This window comes from Pseudomonas sp. SIMBA_067 (assembly GCF_046534675.1).
GTDB classification, from domain to species: domain Bacteria; phylum Pseudomonadota; class Gammaproteobacteria; order Pseudomonadales; family Pseudomonadaceae; genus Aquipseudomonas; species Aquipseudomonas putida.
The window spans coordinates 39,522-56,625 of the sequence record NZ_JAWRYH010000011.1 but is presented as its reverse complement, the minus strand read 5'-3'; the positions used below and the strand labels follow the sequence as shown (position 1 = coordinate 56,625).

Below are 17,104 nucleotides of genomic sequence, written 5' to 3'. Positions count from 1 at the left end.
TTCAGTCTGTGCTGGCCTCTTCGCGGGTTTACCCGCGAAAGGGCCGGCACAGGTCAAGAATCAGGTCCGCTCCAGCGCATTGACCAGGTCATGGAAGGCTTCGCGGTTGGAGTCGTTCAGGCCCATGAGGATCTTGTGCGCCTCCAGTACCTTGGAGCGCACCACCTCTTCGTTCTGGTCCTGCGACGGCAGGTCGGTCAGGCACTCGGGGCACGGAATCGGGCGATCGACGATGTTGAACACCTGATCGAAACCCATCGACTGCAACAACCGGGAAATGTCCGGGTTGGTGGTGACCACGGTCGGCAACAGGCCTACCTTCTGCCGCGACAGGATCGACAGCTTGGCCAGCAGGCCCAGGGTGGTGCTGTCGATACTCTCGGTTTCGGTCAGGTCGATGACAATCGCCGAGAAGTTCAACGCCGTGAATATCTTCTCGATCGTCGCATCCAGCGCAGAACACAGGGTCAGGCGCACTTCACCGACGAACTTCAATACGAAGGTACCACTCTGCTCGGCGAACTGGATTCTACCGGTACTCATTGAAGGTTCCTGCTCAACACCAATAGGGCGATATCATCCGGCATATCCCCAAGCGTAGCTAATCCGAATCGTTGACGCAGCCCATCCAGGCTGCCACCTGCTGCCTTGACGATCTCCGGCAAGGCAGCCTCTTTATCTTTGAGCGTGTCACCCGGCAAAAGGTCCAGAATGCCATCGGACATCAGGCTGAGGCTGAACTGAGGTGGCAGCTCCACCACCAAGTCCTGGTAGGTAGCCTCGTCGAACAGCCCCACCGGCAGGCCACGGCCTTCCAGGTAGCGGGTATGCCCGGGGGTATGCAGCACGGGCAGCGGCAAGTGGCCACCCACGGCGTAGGTCAACAGACCGGCCTCTTCGTCGATTACCCCGCCGACCATGGTCACGTGCTTGCCCAGCTTGCTATTGATCAGGCCGCGGTTGATGTGGCTGAGCACTTCGGACGGCTTGAACTCGCGCATCCTGCTGCGCTTAAGCTCAAACATGAGCCGCGTGGTCATGAATTTCAACAGCACGGTGACAAAGGCCGACGACGCGCCATGCCCGGAGACATCGGCGAGGTAGAAGGCAATGCGCCGCTCGTCGACGCGGAAGTAATCGACAAAATCACCCGACAGGTACAACGACGGGATGATCTGGTGCTCGAAGGCGAACTCGCCAGCTACCCAGGGGCTTTCCGGCAGCATGTTCATCTGCACCTGGCGACCGGCGGTCTGGTCCTCCTGCAGCAGGTGCAGGCTGGCTTCCAGTTCGCGGTTGGCCGTTTCGAGCTTGTCGCGGTAGCGTTGGTTTTCCAGCACCAGGCGCGAGCGGTCGAGGGCGCGGCGCACCGAATGCTCAAGGACGGCCAGATCTTCCAGCGGCTTGATCAGGTAGTCGGCGGCGCCCAGGCGCAAGGCTTCCACCGCATCACTCATGACACCGGCACCAGACACCACGATCACCGGCAACTGCGGCGCACGCTCGCTGACCTGACGGATCAGTTCGAGGCCGCCCATCTGCGGCATGCGCAGATCGCAGATCACGAGGTCGGGCTGGTGTTCTTCGAAGACCTGAAGCCCCTGCTGGCCATTACCGGCCTGGAGGACGCTGAAGCCACTGTCTTCAAGATAGGCGGCGAGGCTCGCACGGACCACGTCGTCGTCATCGATAATCAGCAGCGTTGCACTGGTTTTCTGCATGTGGGCGAACGGCGCCGATTTGGGTGGGTGCAGCGGTGTCGGCAAAGCAGACGGCCAGCTACGGGAATTCTTTGTGGTCACACTCTACTTGAGTTGTAGGACAAGAACACCTGCCCGGCAACTGTTCAGAGGTACCTTGTAAGGCGCAGACGGTACTCCCATCCGGCAGGCGTTTCAAGCATGCGAGGGTCGACCTCGCCGCTCTTTACAGGGCAAATCACTGGGAGTTATAAGAAAGTCGACCAGCGCACCCCGATGGGAAGGATGCAGCATGCCCCACACACCCTCCAGCCACAGCGAAAAACGCGATTTCATCCGCATGCGCATCGATACCGCGGTCAGCCTGCTGCATGAGGGCCAGGTGATCGCAGCCGTGTGCCTGGACCTGTCCAGCAGCGGCATGCAAGTGCAGGCGCCGCAACGCTTCCAGGTGGGGGATCATATCGAGGTGCGGATCGAGTCCGACCACCCGGCGCTGAAAGGGCTGCATGCCAGCACCGAAGTGGTATGGATTGCCGACCAGCCGGGTGGGCAGCAGAAGTTCGGGCTGCGCGTGCTGGCCATGCATTGAAAAGGGGCCTATTGCGGCCCCTGTTCACAGATCAGAAATCGTCTTCGACTTCGCCATCCTTGACCTTGAACTCGCGGTTCTGCAGGTAGGCGTTACGAATGAAGATGTACTTGTCACCCTGTATCAGCTTCTCGGCAGAGAGCAGGTCGGCACGCGTGTCGATCACGTCCAGGGCAAAGATCGAATTGCGCGTCGGCACATGGTCGATGTAGCGGTAAGGCTTGGTGTAGCTGTCCGGGTACTTGGCAACGCCGTCACGCACCGTGCTTGGCCCCAGCAACGGGATGACCACGTACGGGCCGCTCGGCACACCCCAGTAGCCCAGGGTCTGGCCAAAGTCTTCGTCATTGCGCTGCAGGCCCATCGTGGTGCCCACGTCGAAGAAACCGCCCAGGCCAAAGGTGGTGTTGACGATCAGCCGCGCAGTATCCACGCCCGCCGCATGAGGCTTGAGCTGCAGCACGTTGTTGGCGAGGTTGGTCACGTCACCCAGGTTGCGGAAGATGTTGTGGATGCCATCTTCAAGGAACTGCGGAGTGACCGCCTGGTAGCCCTTGGCCAACGGCTTGAGGGCATAGGTGTCGAGGGTATCGTTGAAGCGGAAGATCGGCCGGTTGACCGCTTCCCAGGGATCTTCCTCGGTGGCTGCCTGGGTGGCTGCCACGGGCGCCAGCAGCATGCTGGCGCAGACACAGGCCTGGGTGACTCGTTCGATCACACTGGCACCGATCCTACGCATAGATGTCTCTCCATCGAATTTCTCGGCCGCAAGCGCAACGGGTCGCGCTGCTGGTAAGGCGGCAGTATAGAGGCTTGCGGGCTGATAAACAGCTTTACACATCTTTGCTCAATATTTTGTGAACAACTGTTGCAAAAAGGCCGATGTCACAGGGCGGTAACAATCACCGCATAGCCTGCGGACTATTTGGGGGAAGTTGCCATGGACGCTGCACCCACCTTCACTGCCGTGCTGTTCGGTTTGCGCGGCTGCCTGGTACAGGCCGCCACTGGTGGCGCCCCCTCGCCCGCCCCCGGCGCCCTGGCTACCCTCGCCAAGCTGCGCCAGCACCAGGTGCCGTGCATCTGGCTGGATGATCTCGGCGCCACCCAAAGCAAGCGCCTGGCCCACGTACTGCCTGGCTGGCTGCCGGGGCATTCGGTCAATGGCGCGCGCTGGCCGGCGCCCAACGCCTGCTGGCAGGCGTTGATGAGCCTGGAAAGCGAACGCCTGGACGGCTGTGTACTGGTCAGCGGCGACCCGCGCCTGCTGCAGTCCGGGCTTAACGCGGGCTTGTGGACGGTGGGCCTGGCCGCCTGCAGCCCGTTCTGCGACCGCAGCTCGCGGCAATGGCAAGCCATGACCTCACAGCAACAGGACGTGGCCCGTGGCAAGGCAACGCTAGAACTGTTCGGCCTGGGCGTGCACTCGGTAATCGACCACCTGGAGGCGCTGGACACCTGCCTGCAGGACATCGCCCAGCGCCGGCGCAAAGGTGAAAAACCCTGATACAGCAACTTTGACGCGGATCATGCAAAGCGGCGGCAGGTGGATTACGCTGAAGACAGGCCAGAACCTTTGCCGCTTCGCTGAGGTCCATGGTTTGCCAAGCCCTTGATGGAGAACTACCAATGCCTGCCCGCGAATTGCAAGAGCGCCTGAACAGCTTGCGCGAGCAACTGGACCGCAACGTACCGCTTTCGGACGACGAACTGGCCGCACTGCACGAAGAAGCGCGCCAGATCGAAGCGCAACTGAAACTGGAAGAAGCCACGCCAGACAACAACGTGGTGGATGGCGTGAACCTGGCAATCGAACGCTTCGAGGCCGACCACCCCGACCTCACCGCCACCCTGCGCAGTATCGTCAACTCGCTGCACAGCATGGGGATCTGATATAGCCGGGGCTGCTCGGCAGCCCATTCGCAGCACAAGGCTGCTCCCACAGGTTCAGCGCAAAACCCTGATCATGCACTGAACCTGTGGGGGCGGCCTTGTGTCGCGAAAAGGGACGCAGAGCGCCCCAACGTACTTGAGCCTTACTGCCGAACCAGCCGCTTGTTACCCGGGCTGATCGCCCCGGTGCTACGGTACGGGTTGATATCCAGCCCACCCCGGCGCACATACCTCGCATACACCGTCAGGTGCTCAGGCTGCAGCAGGTTCTTCAAATCCAGGTAAATGCGCTCGACGCATTGCTCATGGAAGTCGGCGTGCTGTCGGAAGCTGATCAGGTAAGTCAGCAGGCTGGCGTGGTCCAGCGCCCTGCCCTTGTACTCGACCACCACGCTGCCCCAGTCCGGCTGGCCGGTTACCGGGCAGTTGGACTTCAGCAGGTGGCTGTGCAAGGTTTCTTCCACCACGTGCTCCGGGTTGCAGCGCAGCAGCTCTGGCTGCGGCTGCTCGTAGTTGCTGATGACAACGTCCAGCGCATCGATGCACAGCCCCGGCAAGGCCTCCACGCCTTGGGCCTCGACCTCAGCCAAGGTACGTACCTTCACCCCCACCGGCTTGCCGGCCGCGGCAGACAGGTCTTTCTCCAGGCAGGCCTGCAATTCGCCCAGCGAGGCAAACACCGTCTGGTTCAGCGAGTTGAGGTATAGCTTGAACGACTTGGACTCGATGATGTTCGGCGAGTCGGCCGGGATGGCGAACTCGCCGATCGCCACCACCGGTTTGCCCGACGGCAGCAGCCAGCTCAGTTCGAAGCAGTTCCAGTAATCCACGCCATGCCAGGGCAAGGTCTGCGCGGTGACGCCCAGCTCGGCCCACTTGGCAGTACGCGGGATCGGGAACAGCTGCTCCGGGGAGTAGGTGGCGATGTATTCGCTGGACTTGCCCAGCGGCGAGTGTTCGGCAGCAGGATGCATGGAAACTGACCTAGAGGTTCGAAATTGCCCCTAGTCTACCGTTTTTGCACCCTGCCTTGGAGCGCAAGTCACTCGATGGTCAACACCCCGACCATGCCAGCCTGATAATGCCCCGGCACGTTGCAGGCGAACTCGATGGGCGCCGACTTGCGGAAGGCCCAGGTCAGCTCGGCGCGCTGGCCTGGCATGACCAGCACCGTGTTGCCGCCACCGTGGCCATGGCCGCCGCCGTGACCCATCATCTGGCCGTGGTCCATGCCTTCGTGGTTCATGGCCTCGGTGAACATCTTGCCTTGCATGGCCACCATTTCCTTCTGGTGCTCGGCGTGCATGGCCTTGTCACCCAGGTTGAATTCATGCGGCAGCTTACCCTCGTTGACCAGCACGAAGCGCACTGTCTCGCCGGCCTTTACCTGCAGGTCTTTGGGCTCGAAGGCGATGTCCTTGAGCACCACGTTGACCGTGCGGGTGGCTTTGTTCGCCGGGGCCGGCTCGCCAAAGGCGAAAGTTTGCGCCTCGCCGGCAAAGGTCGGCAGGCTGGCCAGGGCAAGGGCGGCGATGAACAGGCGTTTCATGATGACTCCGGAAATGTACAACAGGATGAGGCCACCTTAGTCACGGGCGACTGGCAGCTACCTGACAGGGAGATTACAACTTTGTCAGCTTGGGCGTGCCTGCGCTTCGTCACGTATCATTTCAGCCACTACACCACCCGCTTCCACACGGCAGGTACAAACTTTCAGATTATGGACAGTGCATGAAACTGCTGATCGTCGAAGACCAGGCCCGCACCGGCCAGTACCTCAGCCAGGGCTTGAGCGAGGCCGGCTTCGCCACCGAGCTGGCCACCGATGGCGAAACCGGCCAGTTCCTGGCCCTGACCGGCGACCACGACCTGCTGATCCTCGACGTAATGTTGCCTGGCCGTGACGGCTGGCAGATCCTCCAGGCCGTGCGCCAGGCCGGCCTGGATACGCCAGTACTGTTCCTCACCGCCCGCGATGCCGTCGAGGACCGCGTGCATGGCCTGGAGCTGGGCGCCGACGACTATCTGGTCAAGCCGTTCGCCTTTTCCGAACTGCTGGCCCGGGTGCGCAGCCTGCTGCGCCGTGGTACCAGCCCCAGCCAGGACACCACCCTGAACCTGGCCGACCTGCGCCTGGACCTGATCCGCCGCCGCGCCGAGCGCGCCGGCCAGCGCATCGACCTGACCGCCAAGGAGTTCGCCCTGCTCGAACTGCTGCTGCGGCGCCAGGGCGAGGTATTGCCAAAATCGCTGATCGCATCGCAGGTGTGGGACATGAATTTCGACAGCGACACCAACGTGATCGAAGTGGCGATCCGCCGCCTGCGCCTGAAAATCGACGACCCGCACCCCAACAAGCTGATCCACACCGTACGTGGCATGGGCTATGTGCTCGAAGAGCGCACGGAATGATGCGCAGGGTTTCCCTCGGCAGCCGTCTGGCCCTGTTGTTCGCCGCCTGCACCGCCGCCGTTTCGCTGGGCGCCGGCGTGTTGTTCAGCCGGGCCAGCGAGCAGCACTTCGTCGAACTCGACCAGCAACTGCTGGACTCGCGCCTGTCACTGTTCCGTACGCAACTGGCTGGCATCGCCACCCCAACCCAGCTGCAGGCGCGCCTGCCCGCCCTGCGCGATGAGCTGAGCCACCAGGCCGACCTGGCGCTGCGCATCAGCGGCAGCGACGGCACCACCTGGTTCGAAAGCCGCACCGGGCTACCGCAGGCACCTCTGCCCGCCGGGCTGGCCACCCTGCATGCACAAGGCACCGACTACCGCAGCCTGGCTGTGCACCTGGCGCAGGGCGCCGTGCAGTCGCCACAACTGGCCCTGTACCTCGACATCACCCACCACCAGCATTTCCTGCAGGGCATGCAACGCCTGATCTGGCTGACTGTCGGCCTTTCAGCGCTTGCCACCGCGCTGCTCGGCGCCTGGGCGGTACGCAGCGGCCTGCGCCCGTTACGGCAGATGGGCCAGGTGGCCGCCAGCGTGTCGGCACGCTCGCTCACCACACGCCTGCCGGTGGCGCAAATGCCCGAAGAGCTGGCCGAACTGGCCACCAGCATGAACGCCATGCTGCAGCGCCTGGACGATGCCTTCCAGCGCCTGTCGGCATTTTCTGCCGACATTGCCCATGAGCTGCGCACGCCGCTGTCCAATCTGCTAACTCATACCCAGGTTACCCTCACCCGCCCGCGCAGCCTTGAGGAGTACCGCGAAGCGCTGCATGGCAACCTGGAAGAACTGCAGTGGATGGCGCAGATGATCAACGACATGTTGTTCCTGGCCAAGGCCGACCACGGCCTGCTGGTACCGGGGCAAGCGCCTTTGGCGTTGCATGACGAGGTGGATGCGCTGCTGGAGTACTACGCGCCGCTGGCCGAAGACAACAATGTGCAGATGCTGCGCGAGGGGCAGGCCATGTTGCACGGTGACCGGCATATGCTGCGCCGGGCGCTGTCCAACCTGCTGGATAACGCCATGCGTTTTACCCCGGCGGGTGGGCAGATAAGGGTAACGCTGGCGCCTGGGCCGAGAATCAGCGTGGCCAATACCGGGCCGGCCATCGAGCCAGCTGCTTTGCCGCGGTTGTTCGACCGCTTTTACCGTGTGGACCCGGCACGGCGCGAAGGCAGTAGCGAGCATGCTGGGTTGGGCTTGGCGATTACCCGGTCGATCGTGCAGGCCCATGGCGGGGCCATTCGGGCGGAATGTGAAAATGGGTGGACACGGTTTGTGATCGAGTTCACTCAGGATCGGTGAAATTGGGGCTGCTTCGCAGCCCATCGCCGGCAAGCCAGCTCCCACAGGACTGCATCAAGCCCGGAGCCTGCGCGGTACCTGTGGGAGCTGGCTTGCCGGCGATGAGGCCGTGGAACCTACATCAAACCGCCAGGCCGATCGCCGGCTGCACCTGCGACGCCCGGTAAGCCGGGTAAATGGTCGCCAGGAAGCTCATCACCAACCCAGCCGTGCAGATCATCACCACATCGCCCCACTGCAATTGCGACGGCAAGCTGCTGACGAAGTACACGTCCGACGTAAAGATGTGCTGCCCGCTCACCCGCTCCAGCCAACCCACGATCTGGCTGACATTGAACGCCGCAATCACGCCCAGCACGCCGCCGATCAACGTCCCGACCACACCAATCAGGCTGCCCTGGACCATGAACGTGCCCATGATCTGCGCGGGTGTAGCACCCAAGGTACGCAGAATGGCAATATCCGGCCCCTTGTCGTTCACCACCATCACCAAGGTGGCAATTATATTGAAGGCCGCCACGGCGATGATCATCATCAGCAGCAGCCCGATCATGGTTTTTTCCATCTTCATGGCGCTGAACAGGCTGCCCTGGGTGTGCGACCAGTCATCGGCGCGGTAGGCATCACCCAGCCCGGCTGCAATCGCCTTGGACACCTGCGGCGCCGCATACAGGTCATGCAGCTTCAGGCGCACGCCCTGCACCTGGCCCGGTGCCCAGCGTTGCATCTCGCCGGCATCGGCCACGTGGATATAGGCCTGCGAACCATCCAGCTCGGCTCCGACCTTGAAGATACCAACCACCGTCAGGCGCTGCATGCGCGGGGTGATACCACCCGGTTCCTTGCTGATTTCCGGCACGATCAGGGTCAGTTTGTCGCCGGTGTTCAGGCGGAAGCGCCGCGCGGTCAATTCACCGATGACCACACCGAACTCACCCGGCTGCAGGTCCTGCAGGCGGCCCTGGACAATGTGCTGGCCAACGATCGAGACCTTGCCCTCTTCGGCCGGATCGATACCGCCCACCTGGATCGGCTGCATCGCACCCTTGTACGACAGCATGCCCTCCATTTCGGTAATCGGCGCAGCCGCCATCACCGCCGGGTTCTGCAAGGCTGTGTCGGCCACCTTGTGCCAGTCGTCCAGCGGCTGCACGCCGAGGATGGCGGCATGCGGTACCAGGCCGAGAATGCGCGAGCTCATTTCGCGCTGGAAGCCGTTCATCACCGACAGCACCACGATCATCGCCAGCACGCCCAGCGACAGGCCGATCATCGAGGTCATCGAGATGAACGAGATGAAGTGGTTGCGGCGCTTGGCTCGGGTGTAGCGCGCGCCGATGAAGATGGGCAAGGGTCTGAACATGTACGAAATCACCCAATGAAAACAGGAAAACGGGGCGGCACCTGCCACCCCGAGCAGTCGATCAGATCGCCACCAGGTGGCCGTCGTCGAGCTTCAATACGCGGTCCATCTGCCGCGCCAGGTTGAGGTCGTGGGTCACCACCAGGAACGCCGTGCGCGACGAGCTGGACAGCTCCTGCATCAGTTCCTGGATGCCCTGAGCGGTATGGTGGTCGAGGTTGCCGGTAGGTTCGTCGAGCATCACCAGGCCGGGGCGGTTGACCAGTGCCCGGGCAATCGCCACACGCTGGCGCTCACCGCCGGACAGCTCGGCCGGCTTGTGGGTCAGGCGGTGGCCCAGGCCCACGCGCTTGAGCAGTGCCTCGGCACGCTCCCGGGCCTCGGGGATGGGCGTGCGGCCGATCAGCAGCGGCATGCACACGTTCTCGATGGCGGTGAATTCCGGCAACAGGTGGTGAAACTGATAGACAAAGCCCAACTCACGGTTGCGCAGCAGGCCACGGGCACGTTCGCCCAGCGCCGACAGCTCTTCGCCAGCCAGCCAGACGCTGCCCTGGGTCGGCCGATCAAGGCCGCCCAGCAGGTTGAGCAAGGTACTCTTGCCCGAGCCGGAGCTACCGACAATGGCTACCCGCTCACCGGCATGCAGCTCAAGGTTGAGCCCGGACAGCACCTTTACCGATTCCGGGCCCTCGTCGTAGGACTTGCCCAGGTTGCGGCAACTCAGAACGGCTTTATCACTCATGCGCGACTCACTCATAACGTAGCGCCTCTGCAGGCTGGGTGCGGGCCGCACGCCAGGCCGGGTACAGGGTGGCGAAGAAACTCAGGACCAGCGCCGCACCGCAGACCATGTACACGTCCTGGGACTGGATCTGCGACGGCAGGTAATCGATGAAGTACACGTCGGCGTTCAGGAACTTGTGCCCGATCAGCTTCTCGATGCCGGCGATCGCCGCACTCACGTTCAGCGCGGCAACGATCCCGACCACGGCGCCGATCAGGGTACCGATCACCCCGATCACCGTGCCCTGGACCATGAAGATGAGCATGATCTGCCCGGGGGTGGCGCCCAGCGTGCGCAAGATGGCAATGTCGCCGCGCTTGTCGTTGACCACCATCACCAGGGTGGAAATGATGTTGAACGCCGCCACCGCCACGATCAGCAGCAACAGCAGGCCGATCATGGCCTTTTCCATGCGGATGGCCTGGTACAGGTTGCCGTGGGTGCGGGTCCAGTCACGGCTGTAGAACTCCTGGTCGCCCAGCTGCTGTGCGATGCTCCAGGCCACGCGCGGCGCCTGGAACAGGTCGTCGAACTTCAGGCGCAGGCCCTGCACCTGGTCGGGCTTCCAGCGGTGCAGGCGGGAAAGGTCGCTGATGTTGGTCAACCCCAGGTAACCGTCGATCTCGCCTGCGCCCACGTGGAAGGTGCCAACCACGGTGAAGCGCTTCATGCGCGGGAACATGCCCGCCGGCGTCACGCTGACCTCGGGGGCGACGAAGGTGAGTTTGTCGCCGATGGCCACACCCAGCTTGGCCGCAGCCTTGTCGCCGATCATGATGCCCCACTCACCCGGCGCCAGCTGGTCGAGGCGGCCTTGCAGGACGAAGTTGTCGATGATCGACACCTCACGCTCGCGGGCCGGATCGATGCCGTTGAGCAGCACCTTCTGCACCTTGCCATCATGGGTCAGCAGGCCCTGCATCTGGGTGAACGGCGCAACCGCCACCACCTGCGGATTCTGCTTTACTTGTTGGGCAAGGGCAGGCCAGTCAGCAATGGGCTGGCCGCTCTCCAGCGTGGCATGGGGGATCATGCCCAGCACGCGGGTGCGCATTTCGTGGTCGAAACCGTTCATCACCGACAGCACCACGATCATCACCACCACGCCCAGGGCGAGGCCGATCATCGAGGTCAGGGAAATGAACGAGACGAAGTGATTACGGCGTTTGGCACGGGTATAACGCGTGCCTATGAATGCGAAAAGAGGTCTGAACATGTCGGGGCTTGTTCGGATGAAAGGGAACGTCCTTGTGGCGAGGCGCCTACGGCGGCTTTACACTCGGACCACCGCCGCTACCTTGGGTTCGCCATGACGACATTAGACGAAGAAGATCGCCGCGAATACTACCGCATCGAAGATCGGATCGCACTTCAAATCAGCCCCCTCAGCGCGGCCGAAGCCCTTGAGCCAGATGTATTGCAAGATGATTCTCCGCTGTTCAACCTGCTCAGCGAGCTGCACCTGTCCGACTTCGAGTCGCAGCACCTGCTGCGTCAGCTAAGCGACAAGGACCGCACCCTCGCGGCCTTCCTGCGGGCACAGAACAAACGCCTCGACCTGCTCAGCGCAGTCGTTGCCCAGACCCTGCTCGGCGAAGTAGGCCAGCCTCTGCCGGTAGTCCTTTCCGAAGGCGGTATCGAATTCGCGCAGGCGACGCACATTGCCCCGGGCACCCGGGTAAAAGTGAAGATGGTGCTGATGCCGCGCGCCCATGGCTTGCTGCTGCGCGGCAAGGTCACCCATTGCGACCCTTGCCCCGAGGGCGGCTTCGAGGTCGGCACCGAATTCATCGACATGACCGACGCCCAGCGCCAACTGCTGGCTCGCTACATCCTGCAGCGCCAGCAACAACAACGGCGCCAGCAGCTGGAACAGAACGATCCCGCCTCATGACCCTGTTTTTCTCTGATTTGAAGGAACGAACGTGACCCTGATCTACGGCCATCGCGGCGCCAAGGGCGAAGCGCCCGAGAACACCCTGCACAGCTTTCGCCAGTGCCTGTCCCACGGCGTCACCCGCTGCGAACTGGACCTGCACCTGTCGGCCGACAACGAGCTGATGGTGATCCACGACCCAACCCTCAAGCGCACCACCGGCCGACGGGGCAAGGTGGTCGATCACCCTGCCGCCGACCTGGTGAAGATCGATGCGCGCAACGGCGGCCCGGGCCACGTGCAGCCCTGCCCTATCCCGAAACTGGAAGAGCTGTTCGAGAAATGCCCGTTCGAGCACTGGCAGCTGGAAGTGAAAAGCGCTTCGCGCACCCGCGCCGCAACTACCGTGCTGGCGATTCGCGAACTGGCCCAGCAATACGGCCTGCTGGACAAGGTCACCATCACCTCCAGCTCACGCGAAGTGCTGGGCGCGGCCGTGGAGCTGGTGCCGGACGTGAAACGCGGGCTGGTCGCCGAGTACGCCTGGCTCGACCCGCTGAAGGTGGCACAGAACTACGGTTGCGAGCTGCTGGCATTGAACTGGACACTGTGCACCCCCGAGCGCCTGCTGAAAGCACAGGGCCAGGGTTTGCACGTGTCGGTGTGGACGGTCAACGAACCGGCGCTTATGCGCCGGCTCGCTGACTTTGGCGTGGACAGCCTGATTACAGACTTTCCCGGTTTGGCCAAGACCACCCTCGGGTAGGGTTGAAATCGGTCTCTCCGACCGGCTCAGGCCACCGGTCGGAGCCGCTCAAAAAAGCCGGTTCAGGCCGTCGTAGGCAGCTACCCGGTAAGCTTCGGCCATGGTCGGGTAGTTGAACGTGGTGTTGACGAAGTACTTCAGGTTGTTCAGCTCACCCGGCTGATTCATGATCGCCTGGCCAATGTGGACGATTTCCGAAGCTTGGTAGCCGAAGCAGTGTACGCCGAGGATTTCCAGGGTTTCACGGTGGAACAGGATCTTCAGCATGCCCTGCGGCTCGCCGGCGATCTGCGCACGCGCCATGCTCTTGAAGAAGGCCTTGCCCACTTCGTACGGCACCTTGGCCTGGGTCAGCTCCTGCTCGTTCTTGCCGATCGAGCTGATTTCCGGAATGGTGTAGATACCAGTCGGTACGTCATTGACGAAGCGCCAGCTGCCATTGTCGACGATGCTGCCAGCCGCAGAACGCCCCTGGTCATGGGCGGCACTGGCCAGGCTCGGCCAGCCGATCACGTCACCGGCACCGTAGATGTTCGGCACGGTGGTGCGGTAAGCCTGGTCGACCTCGATCTGGCCACGGCTGTTGACCTTGATGCCGATGTTTTCCAGGCCCAGCTTGTCGGTGTTGCCGGTACGGCCGTTGCACCACAGCAAGGCGTCGGCCTTGATCTTCTTGCCCGATTTCAGGTGCAGGATCACCCCGTTGTCCAGGCCTTCGACGCGCTCATACTCTTCGTTGTGGCGCACAGTGATGTTGTTGTTGCTGAAGTGGTAGCTCAGTGCCTGGGAAATTTCCGAATCCAGGAAGCTCAACAACTGGCCACGGTTGTCCACCAGCTCGACCAGCACGCCCAGGCCGCTGAAGATCGAGGCGTATTCGCAACCAATCACGCCGGCGCCGTACACGATCAGCTTGCGCGGGGTGTGGCTAAGGCTGAGGATGGTGTCGCTGTCGTAGACGCGCGGGTGGTGGAAGTCGATGTCGGCCGGGCGGTACGGGCGCGAGCCGGTGGCAATGATGATGTGCTTGGCGTTGAGCTTTTCCACCACACCGTTCGGGCACACCACTTCAACGGTTTGCTCGTCGGCGAAGCTGCCGGTGCCGAAGAACACATCGACACGGTTGCGGGCGTAGTAGCCGGTGCGCGATGCCACTTGCTTGGAAATCACCTTCTCGGCGCTTTTCAGCACGTCCGGGAACGAGAACCAGCGCGGCTCACCGATGGCCCGGAACATCGGGTTGGTGTTGAACTGCATGATCTGCCGCACCGAGTGACGCAGTGCCTTGGACGGGATGGTACCCAGGTGCGTGCAGTTGCCACCGACTTGGCGACGGTCATCGACCATCGCTACCTTGCGCCCTGCTTTGGCGGCGTTCATTGCCGCGCCTTCACCGGCCGGGCCAGAACCCAGCACCACTACGTCGTAGTTGTAGACAGCCATGCGTACTCCTTCAGAACTGCCCGCAAGCCACGGTCGCTCGCGGGGCGCGATCATGCCGCCGGGGCGTCATGAGAAAATTCGGGTGCAGTCTAATCAAGCGTGAACGCCGCGCACATTAACCCTTGGTCGCGTCGTAGGCCAATTTTGCCCGCACTACATATGGTTCACCCATTCCCTGGCGGCAATCATCCCTGCCTGCGCTTTCAATCGCCTTTCACTGCCCGTTCGAATGCGGGCGTAGCTCGAGAGACGAAGCCACCCTCGGCCCGAGTCACCAATACTGCGGCCAGGCCATGCGCCACGGCATAATCCCAGCCACGCTCAGGGCCAAGTATCAGCAGCAGTGTCGAGTAGCCGTCGGCCTGCAACGCCGAGACATCCAGCACGGTGGCTGCGGCCAGGTCGTGCTGCACAGGGCGCCCGAGGCGGGCATCGAAGGTGTGCGAATAGCGCCGGCCATTCTCCTCGAAATAGTGCCGATAGTCACCCGAGGTTGAGACCGAAAGGCCATTGACCGCGATGATCTGCCGGGCGATCTGACGGTCTTCGCGGGGCAATTCCAGGGCGATGCGCCAGGGGGTGCCGTCGGGTTTGCGGCCAACCGCCTTGAGCTCGCCAGTGGCCTCGGCGACAAAGCTGGCGACACCCATGGCAAGCAGGCGCGCGGCGATCAAGTCCACGGCATGGCCGGCGGCGATGCTGTTGAAGTCGAGCTGCACCGGGGCGTCCTTGCATAGGGTCTGGCCTTCGATATGCAAGTGCCGATGGCCCACACGCTGACGAACCTGGGCCAGTGCTTGCGGGTCCGGCACCTGCTCGTGGCGGGCCTGAGGGCCGAAGCCCCAGAGGTCGAGCAAGGGCTCGACGGTGAGGTCAAAGGCGCCATCACTTTGCTCGGCCAGGTGCTGGCCGAGGGCAACCAGCTCGAGCATGTCGGGCGGCAGGGTCAGGCACTGGTTGGCGGGCAGCTGGTTGAAACGGCTGACGGTGGAGTCGCTGCGGTAGGTCGAATAGTGCCGGTCGATGTCGCCAAGGATGGTTTCGACCGCCGCCTGTACCTGGGCCGGCCCCGGGCCACCGGGCTCGCGGACGTATTGGATGCTGTAGCTGCTACCCATGCTCGGGCCGCCCAGGCGCTCCAGGGTGGGGCCCTGGTTGCAGGCGGTGAGCAGCAGGAGGATGAACAGTAAGGCTATGCGCAAGGTTCGGGCTCTCGGTTGCCTGCACTGGCCTCATCGCCGGCAAGCCAGCTCCCGCAAGTACTGAGCCGAGTCTGACGACTTTGCTGTACCTGTAGGAGCTGGCTTGCCGGCGATGAGGTCAGTACAGACACAGTAGATGCCCGATCAGTTCATCAGGCAAAAAAAACGGGAACCCGAAGGTTCCCGTTTTTTCATTGCCTTACAAGCAAATCAGCGCGGAAACGCTGGCGGGTTCACACCGGCCATGTCTTCCATCACGCGAACCACCTGGCAGCTGTAACCGAATTCGTTGTCGTACCAGACGTACAGGACAACGCGGTTGTCATTGGCGATGGTGGCTTCAGCATCAACCACACCGGCGTGGCGCGAGCCAACGAAGTCGGTCGAAACCACTTCCTGCGAGCTGACGTAGTCGATCTGCTTGTGCAGTTCCGAGTGCATGGCCGTCTGGCGCAGGTACTCGTTGATCTCGTCGCGGTTGGTGGCCTTTTCCAGGTTCAGGTTCAGGATGGCCATCGAAACGTTTGGCGTCGGCACACGAATGGCGTTGCCGGTCAGCTTGCCCTTCAGCACTGGCAGCGCCTTGGCAGCAGCAGTGGCGGCGCCGGTTTCGGTGATGACCATGTTCAGCGGCGCGGCACGACCACGGCGGCTGCCCTTGTGGAAGTTGTCGATCAGGTTCTGGTCGTTGGTGAACGAGTGAACGGTTTCGACGTGGCCGTTGATGATGCCGTACTTGTCGTTCACCGCCTTCAGCACCGGCACGATGGCGTTGGTGGTGCAGGAGGCCGCCGAGATGATCTTGTCATCAGCAGCGATGTCACCGTGGTTGATGCCGTGCACGATGTTCTTCAGCGCGCCCTTGCCAGGTGCGGTGAGGATCACGCGGGCAGCGCCCGGGCAGGCCAGGTGCTGGCCCAGGCCGTCGGCATCACGCCATACGCCGGTGTTGTCGACGATCAGCGCGTTGTCGATGCCGTACTGGGTGTAGTCGACTTCGCTCGGGCTCTTGGCGTAGATAACCTGGATCAGGTTGCCGTTGGCGGTGATGGTGTTGTTGGCTTCGTCGATGGTGATGGTGCCATCGAACGGGCCGTGCACCGAGTCACGACGCAGCAGGCTGGCACGCTTGACCAGGTCGTTCTCGGCGCCTTTGCGCACGACGATGGCACGCAGGCGCAGGCCGTCGCCGCCACCGGTCTTCTCGATCAGGATGCGCGCCAGCAGGCGGCCAATGCGGCCGAAGCCGTACAGGACAACGTCGGTGCCTTTGCGCGCCGAAGCGTTCTGCTGGCCAACCACGTCGGCCAGCTCTTCACGGACGAACTGCTCGGCAGTGCGGCCATTGCCTTCCTGCTTGAACTTGTTGGCCAGCTTGCCCAGGTCGACCGAAGCGGCGCCCAGTTTCAGCTCGCTCATGGCCTTGAGCAGGGGGAATGTCTCGTGGACGGACAGTTCGGTTTCGTCGGTTTGACGATGACGCGCAAAGCGGTGCGCCTTGAGGATCGAGATAACCGAACGGTTGATCAGGCTACGGCCATAAATCGAGCTCACCACGTTATTGTTGCGGTAGAGCTGACCGATAAGCGGGATCATCGCTTCAGCCAGAGCTTCACGATCAATCCACTCACCAAGACACTGGTCGGGCTTCTGAGTCACGGGAACCTTCCACATGTAGGGACAGAAAAAAGGGGCTACATTATGACGCCCCGACGCGGAAC

At 62.6% G+C, this 17,104-nt stretch carries 18 protein-coding genes; 7 read left to right on the top strand and 11 right to left on the bottom strand.

What is annotated here, in order from left to right:
• Positions 1 to 60 precede the first annotated feature (60 nt).
• Together rssC and rssB are read right to left on the bottom strand one after the other, a co-directional pair.
• Complete coding sequence (gene rssC / locus SB765_RS21745) at positions 61 to 543, bottom strand: anti-sigma factor antagonist RssC (RefSeq protein WP_016500715.1); 483 nt, start codon at positions 541 to 543, stop codon at positions 61 to 63.
• Positions 540 to 1,721, bottom strand: coding sequence for a two-component system response regulator RssB (gene rssB, locus SB765_RS21740; RefSeq protein ID WP_016500716.1), 1,182 nt, complete (start codon positions 1,719 to 1,721; stop codon positions 540 to 542). The genes rssC and rssB overlap by 4 nt, the downstream gene beginning before the upstream one ends.
• 271 nt (positions 1,722 to 1,992) lie before the next feature.
• Here rssB and SB765_RS21735 point away from each other — a divergent pair, with 271 nt between their 5' ends.
• Positions 1,993 to 2,292, top strand: coding sequence for a PilZ domain-containing protein (locus SB765_RS21735; protein WP_016500717.1), 300 nt, complete (start codon positions 1,993 to 1,995; stop codon positions 2,290 to 2,292).
• Between the two features lie 31 nt (positions 2,293 to 2,323).
• Here the strand turns inward: SB765_RS21735 and SB765_RS21730 are convergent, their stop codons facing one another.
• Positions 2,324 to 3,031: a VacJ family lipoprotein gene (locus SB765_RS21730; protein ID WP_019471258.1), complete on the bottom strand. Its 708-nt coding sequence runs from the start codon at positions 3,029 to 3,031 to the stop codon at positions 2,324 to 2,326.
• A gap of 201 nt (positions 3,032 to 3,232) precedes the next feature.
• Here SB765_RS21730 and SB765_RS21725 point away from each other — a divergent pair, with 201 nt between their 5' ends.
• Positions 3,233 to 3,799, top strand: coding sequence for a phosphonoacetaldehyde phosphonohydrolase-related protein (locus SB765_RS21725; protein WP_410912224.1), 567 nt, complete (start codon positions 3,233 to 3,235; stop codon positions 3,797 to 3,799).
• 122 nt (positions 3,800 to 3,921) lie between these two features.
• Entirely contained in the window at positions 3,922 to 4,185 is a 264-nt protein-coding gene (locus tag SB765_RS21720) for a DUF4404 family protein (RefSeq protein ID WP_174369904.1), read from the top strand.
• Between the two features lie 143 nt (positions 4,186 to 4,328).
• On the opposite strand, the gene queF is transcribed toward SB765_RS21720, so the two are convergent.
• Positions 4,329 to 5,159 (bottom strand): NADPH-dependent 7-cyano-7-deazaguanine reductase QueF, encoded by an 831-nt coding sequence (gene queF, locus SB765_RS21715; RefSeq protein WP_410931881.1) that lies wholly within the window; start codon positions 5,157 to 5,159, stop codon positions 4,329 to 4,331.
• A 68-nt stretch (positions 5,160 to 5,227) separates the two neighbouring features.
• Complete coding sequence (locus SB765_RS21710; protein ID WP_341798054.1) at positions 5,228 to 5,734, bottom strand: cupredoxin family protein; 507 nt, start codon at positions 5,732 to 5,734, stop codon at positions 5,228 to 5,230.
• A 182-nt stretch (positions 5,735 to 5,916) separates the two neighbouring features.
• On the opposite strand from SB765_RS21710, the gene cinR reads away from it, so the two are divergent.
• Together cinR and SB765_RS21700 are read left to right on the top strand one after the other, a co-directional pair.
• The gene (gene cinR, locus SB765_RS21705) at positions 5,917 to 6,597 is read left to right on the top strand and encodes a two-component system response regulator CinR (protein WP_016485658.1); all 681 of its coding nucleotides are present in this window, start codon (positions 5,917 to 5,919) and stop codon (positions 6,595 to 6,597) included.
• Positions 6,594 to 7,946, top strand: coding sequence for a heavy metal sensor histidine kinase (locus SB765_RS21700; protein WP_341798053.1), 1,353 nt, complete (start codon positions 6,594 to 6,596; stop codon positions 7,944 to 7,946). The genes cinR and SB765_RS21700 overlap by 4 nt, the downstream gene beginning before the upstream one ends.
• 121 nt (positions 7,947 to 8,067) lie before the next feature.
• Here the strand turns inward: SB765_RS21700 and SB765_RS21695 are convergent, their stop codons facing one another.
• The 3 genes from SB765_RS21695 to SB765_RS21685 form a co-directional block, all read right to left on the bottom strand.
• On the bottom strand, positions 8,068 to 9,309 hold the full coding sequence (locus SB765_RS21695) for a lipoprotein-releasing ABC transporter permease subunit (RefSeq protein WP_410931880.1): 1,242 nt from the start codon (positions 9,307 to 9,309) through the stop codon (positions 8,068 to 8,070).
• A 61-nt stretch (positions 9,310 to 9,370) separates the two neighbouring features.
• Positions 9,371 to 10,054, bottom strand: coding sequence for a lipoprotein-releasing ABC transporter ATP-binding protein LolD (gene lolD / locus SB765_RS21690; protein ID WP_177313761.1), 684 nt, complete (start codon positions 10,052 to 10,054; stop codon positions 9,371 to 9,373).
• Positions 10,055 to 10,061: 7 nt separating this feature from the next.
• On the bottom strand, positions 10,062 to 11,312 hold the full coding sequence (locus tag SB765_RS21685; RefSeq protein ID WP_016500727.1) for a lipoprotein-releasing ABC transporter permease subunit: 1,251 nt from the start codon (positions 11,310 to 11,312) through the stop codon (positions 10,062 to 10,064).
• Between the two features lie 201 nt (positions 11,313 to 11,513).
• Here SB765_RS21685 and SB765_RS21680 point away from each other — a divergent pair, with 201 nt between their 5' ends.
• Positions 11,514 to 11,990, top strand: coding sequence for a PilZ domain-containing protein (locus tag SB765_RS21680; protein ID WP_016500729.1), 477 nt, complete (start codon positions 11,514 to 11,516; stop codon positions 11,988 to 11,990).
• A gap of 31 nt (positions 11,991 to 12,021) precedes the next feature.
• Positions 12,022 to 12,738, top strand: coding sequence for a glycerophosphodiester phosphodiesterase (locus tag SB765_RS21675; protein WP_016500730.1), 717 nt, complete (start codon positions 12,022 to 12,024; stop codon positions 12,736 to 12,738).
• A gap of 48 nt (positions 12,739 to 12,786) precedes the next feature.
• Here SB765_RS21675 and sthA read toward each other — a convergent pair whose 3' ends face one another.
• The 3 genes from sthA to SB765_RS21660 all read right to left on the bottom strand — a co-directional run bounded on the left by sthA (position 12,787) and on the right by SB765_RS21660 (position 17,057).
• On the bottom strand, positions 12,787 to 14,181 hold the full coding sequence (gene sthA, locus SB765_RS21670) for a Si-specific NAD(P)(+) transhydrogenase (RefSeq protein ID WP_258911806.1): 1,395 nt from the start codon (positions 14,179 to 14,181) through the stop codon (positions 12,787 to 12,789).
• Between the two features lie 203 nt (positions 14,182 to 14,384).
• Positions 14,385 to 15,383, bottom strand: coding sequence for an FAD:protein FMN transferase (locus SB765_RS21665; protein ID WP_410931879.1), 999 nt, complete (start codon positions 15,381 to 15,383; stop codon positions 14,385 to 14,387).
• Between the two features lie 210 nt (positions 15,384 to 15,593).
• Positions 15,594 to 17,057 (bottom strand): glyceraldehyde-3-phosphate dehydrogenase, encoded by a 1,464-nt coding sequence (locus SB765_RS21660; RefSeq protein ID WP_041167813.1) that lies wholly within the window; start codon positions 17,055 to 17,057, stop codon positions 15,594 to 15,596.
• Between the last annotated feature and the right edge of the window lie 47 nt (positions 17,058 to 17,104).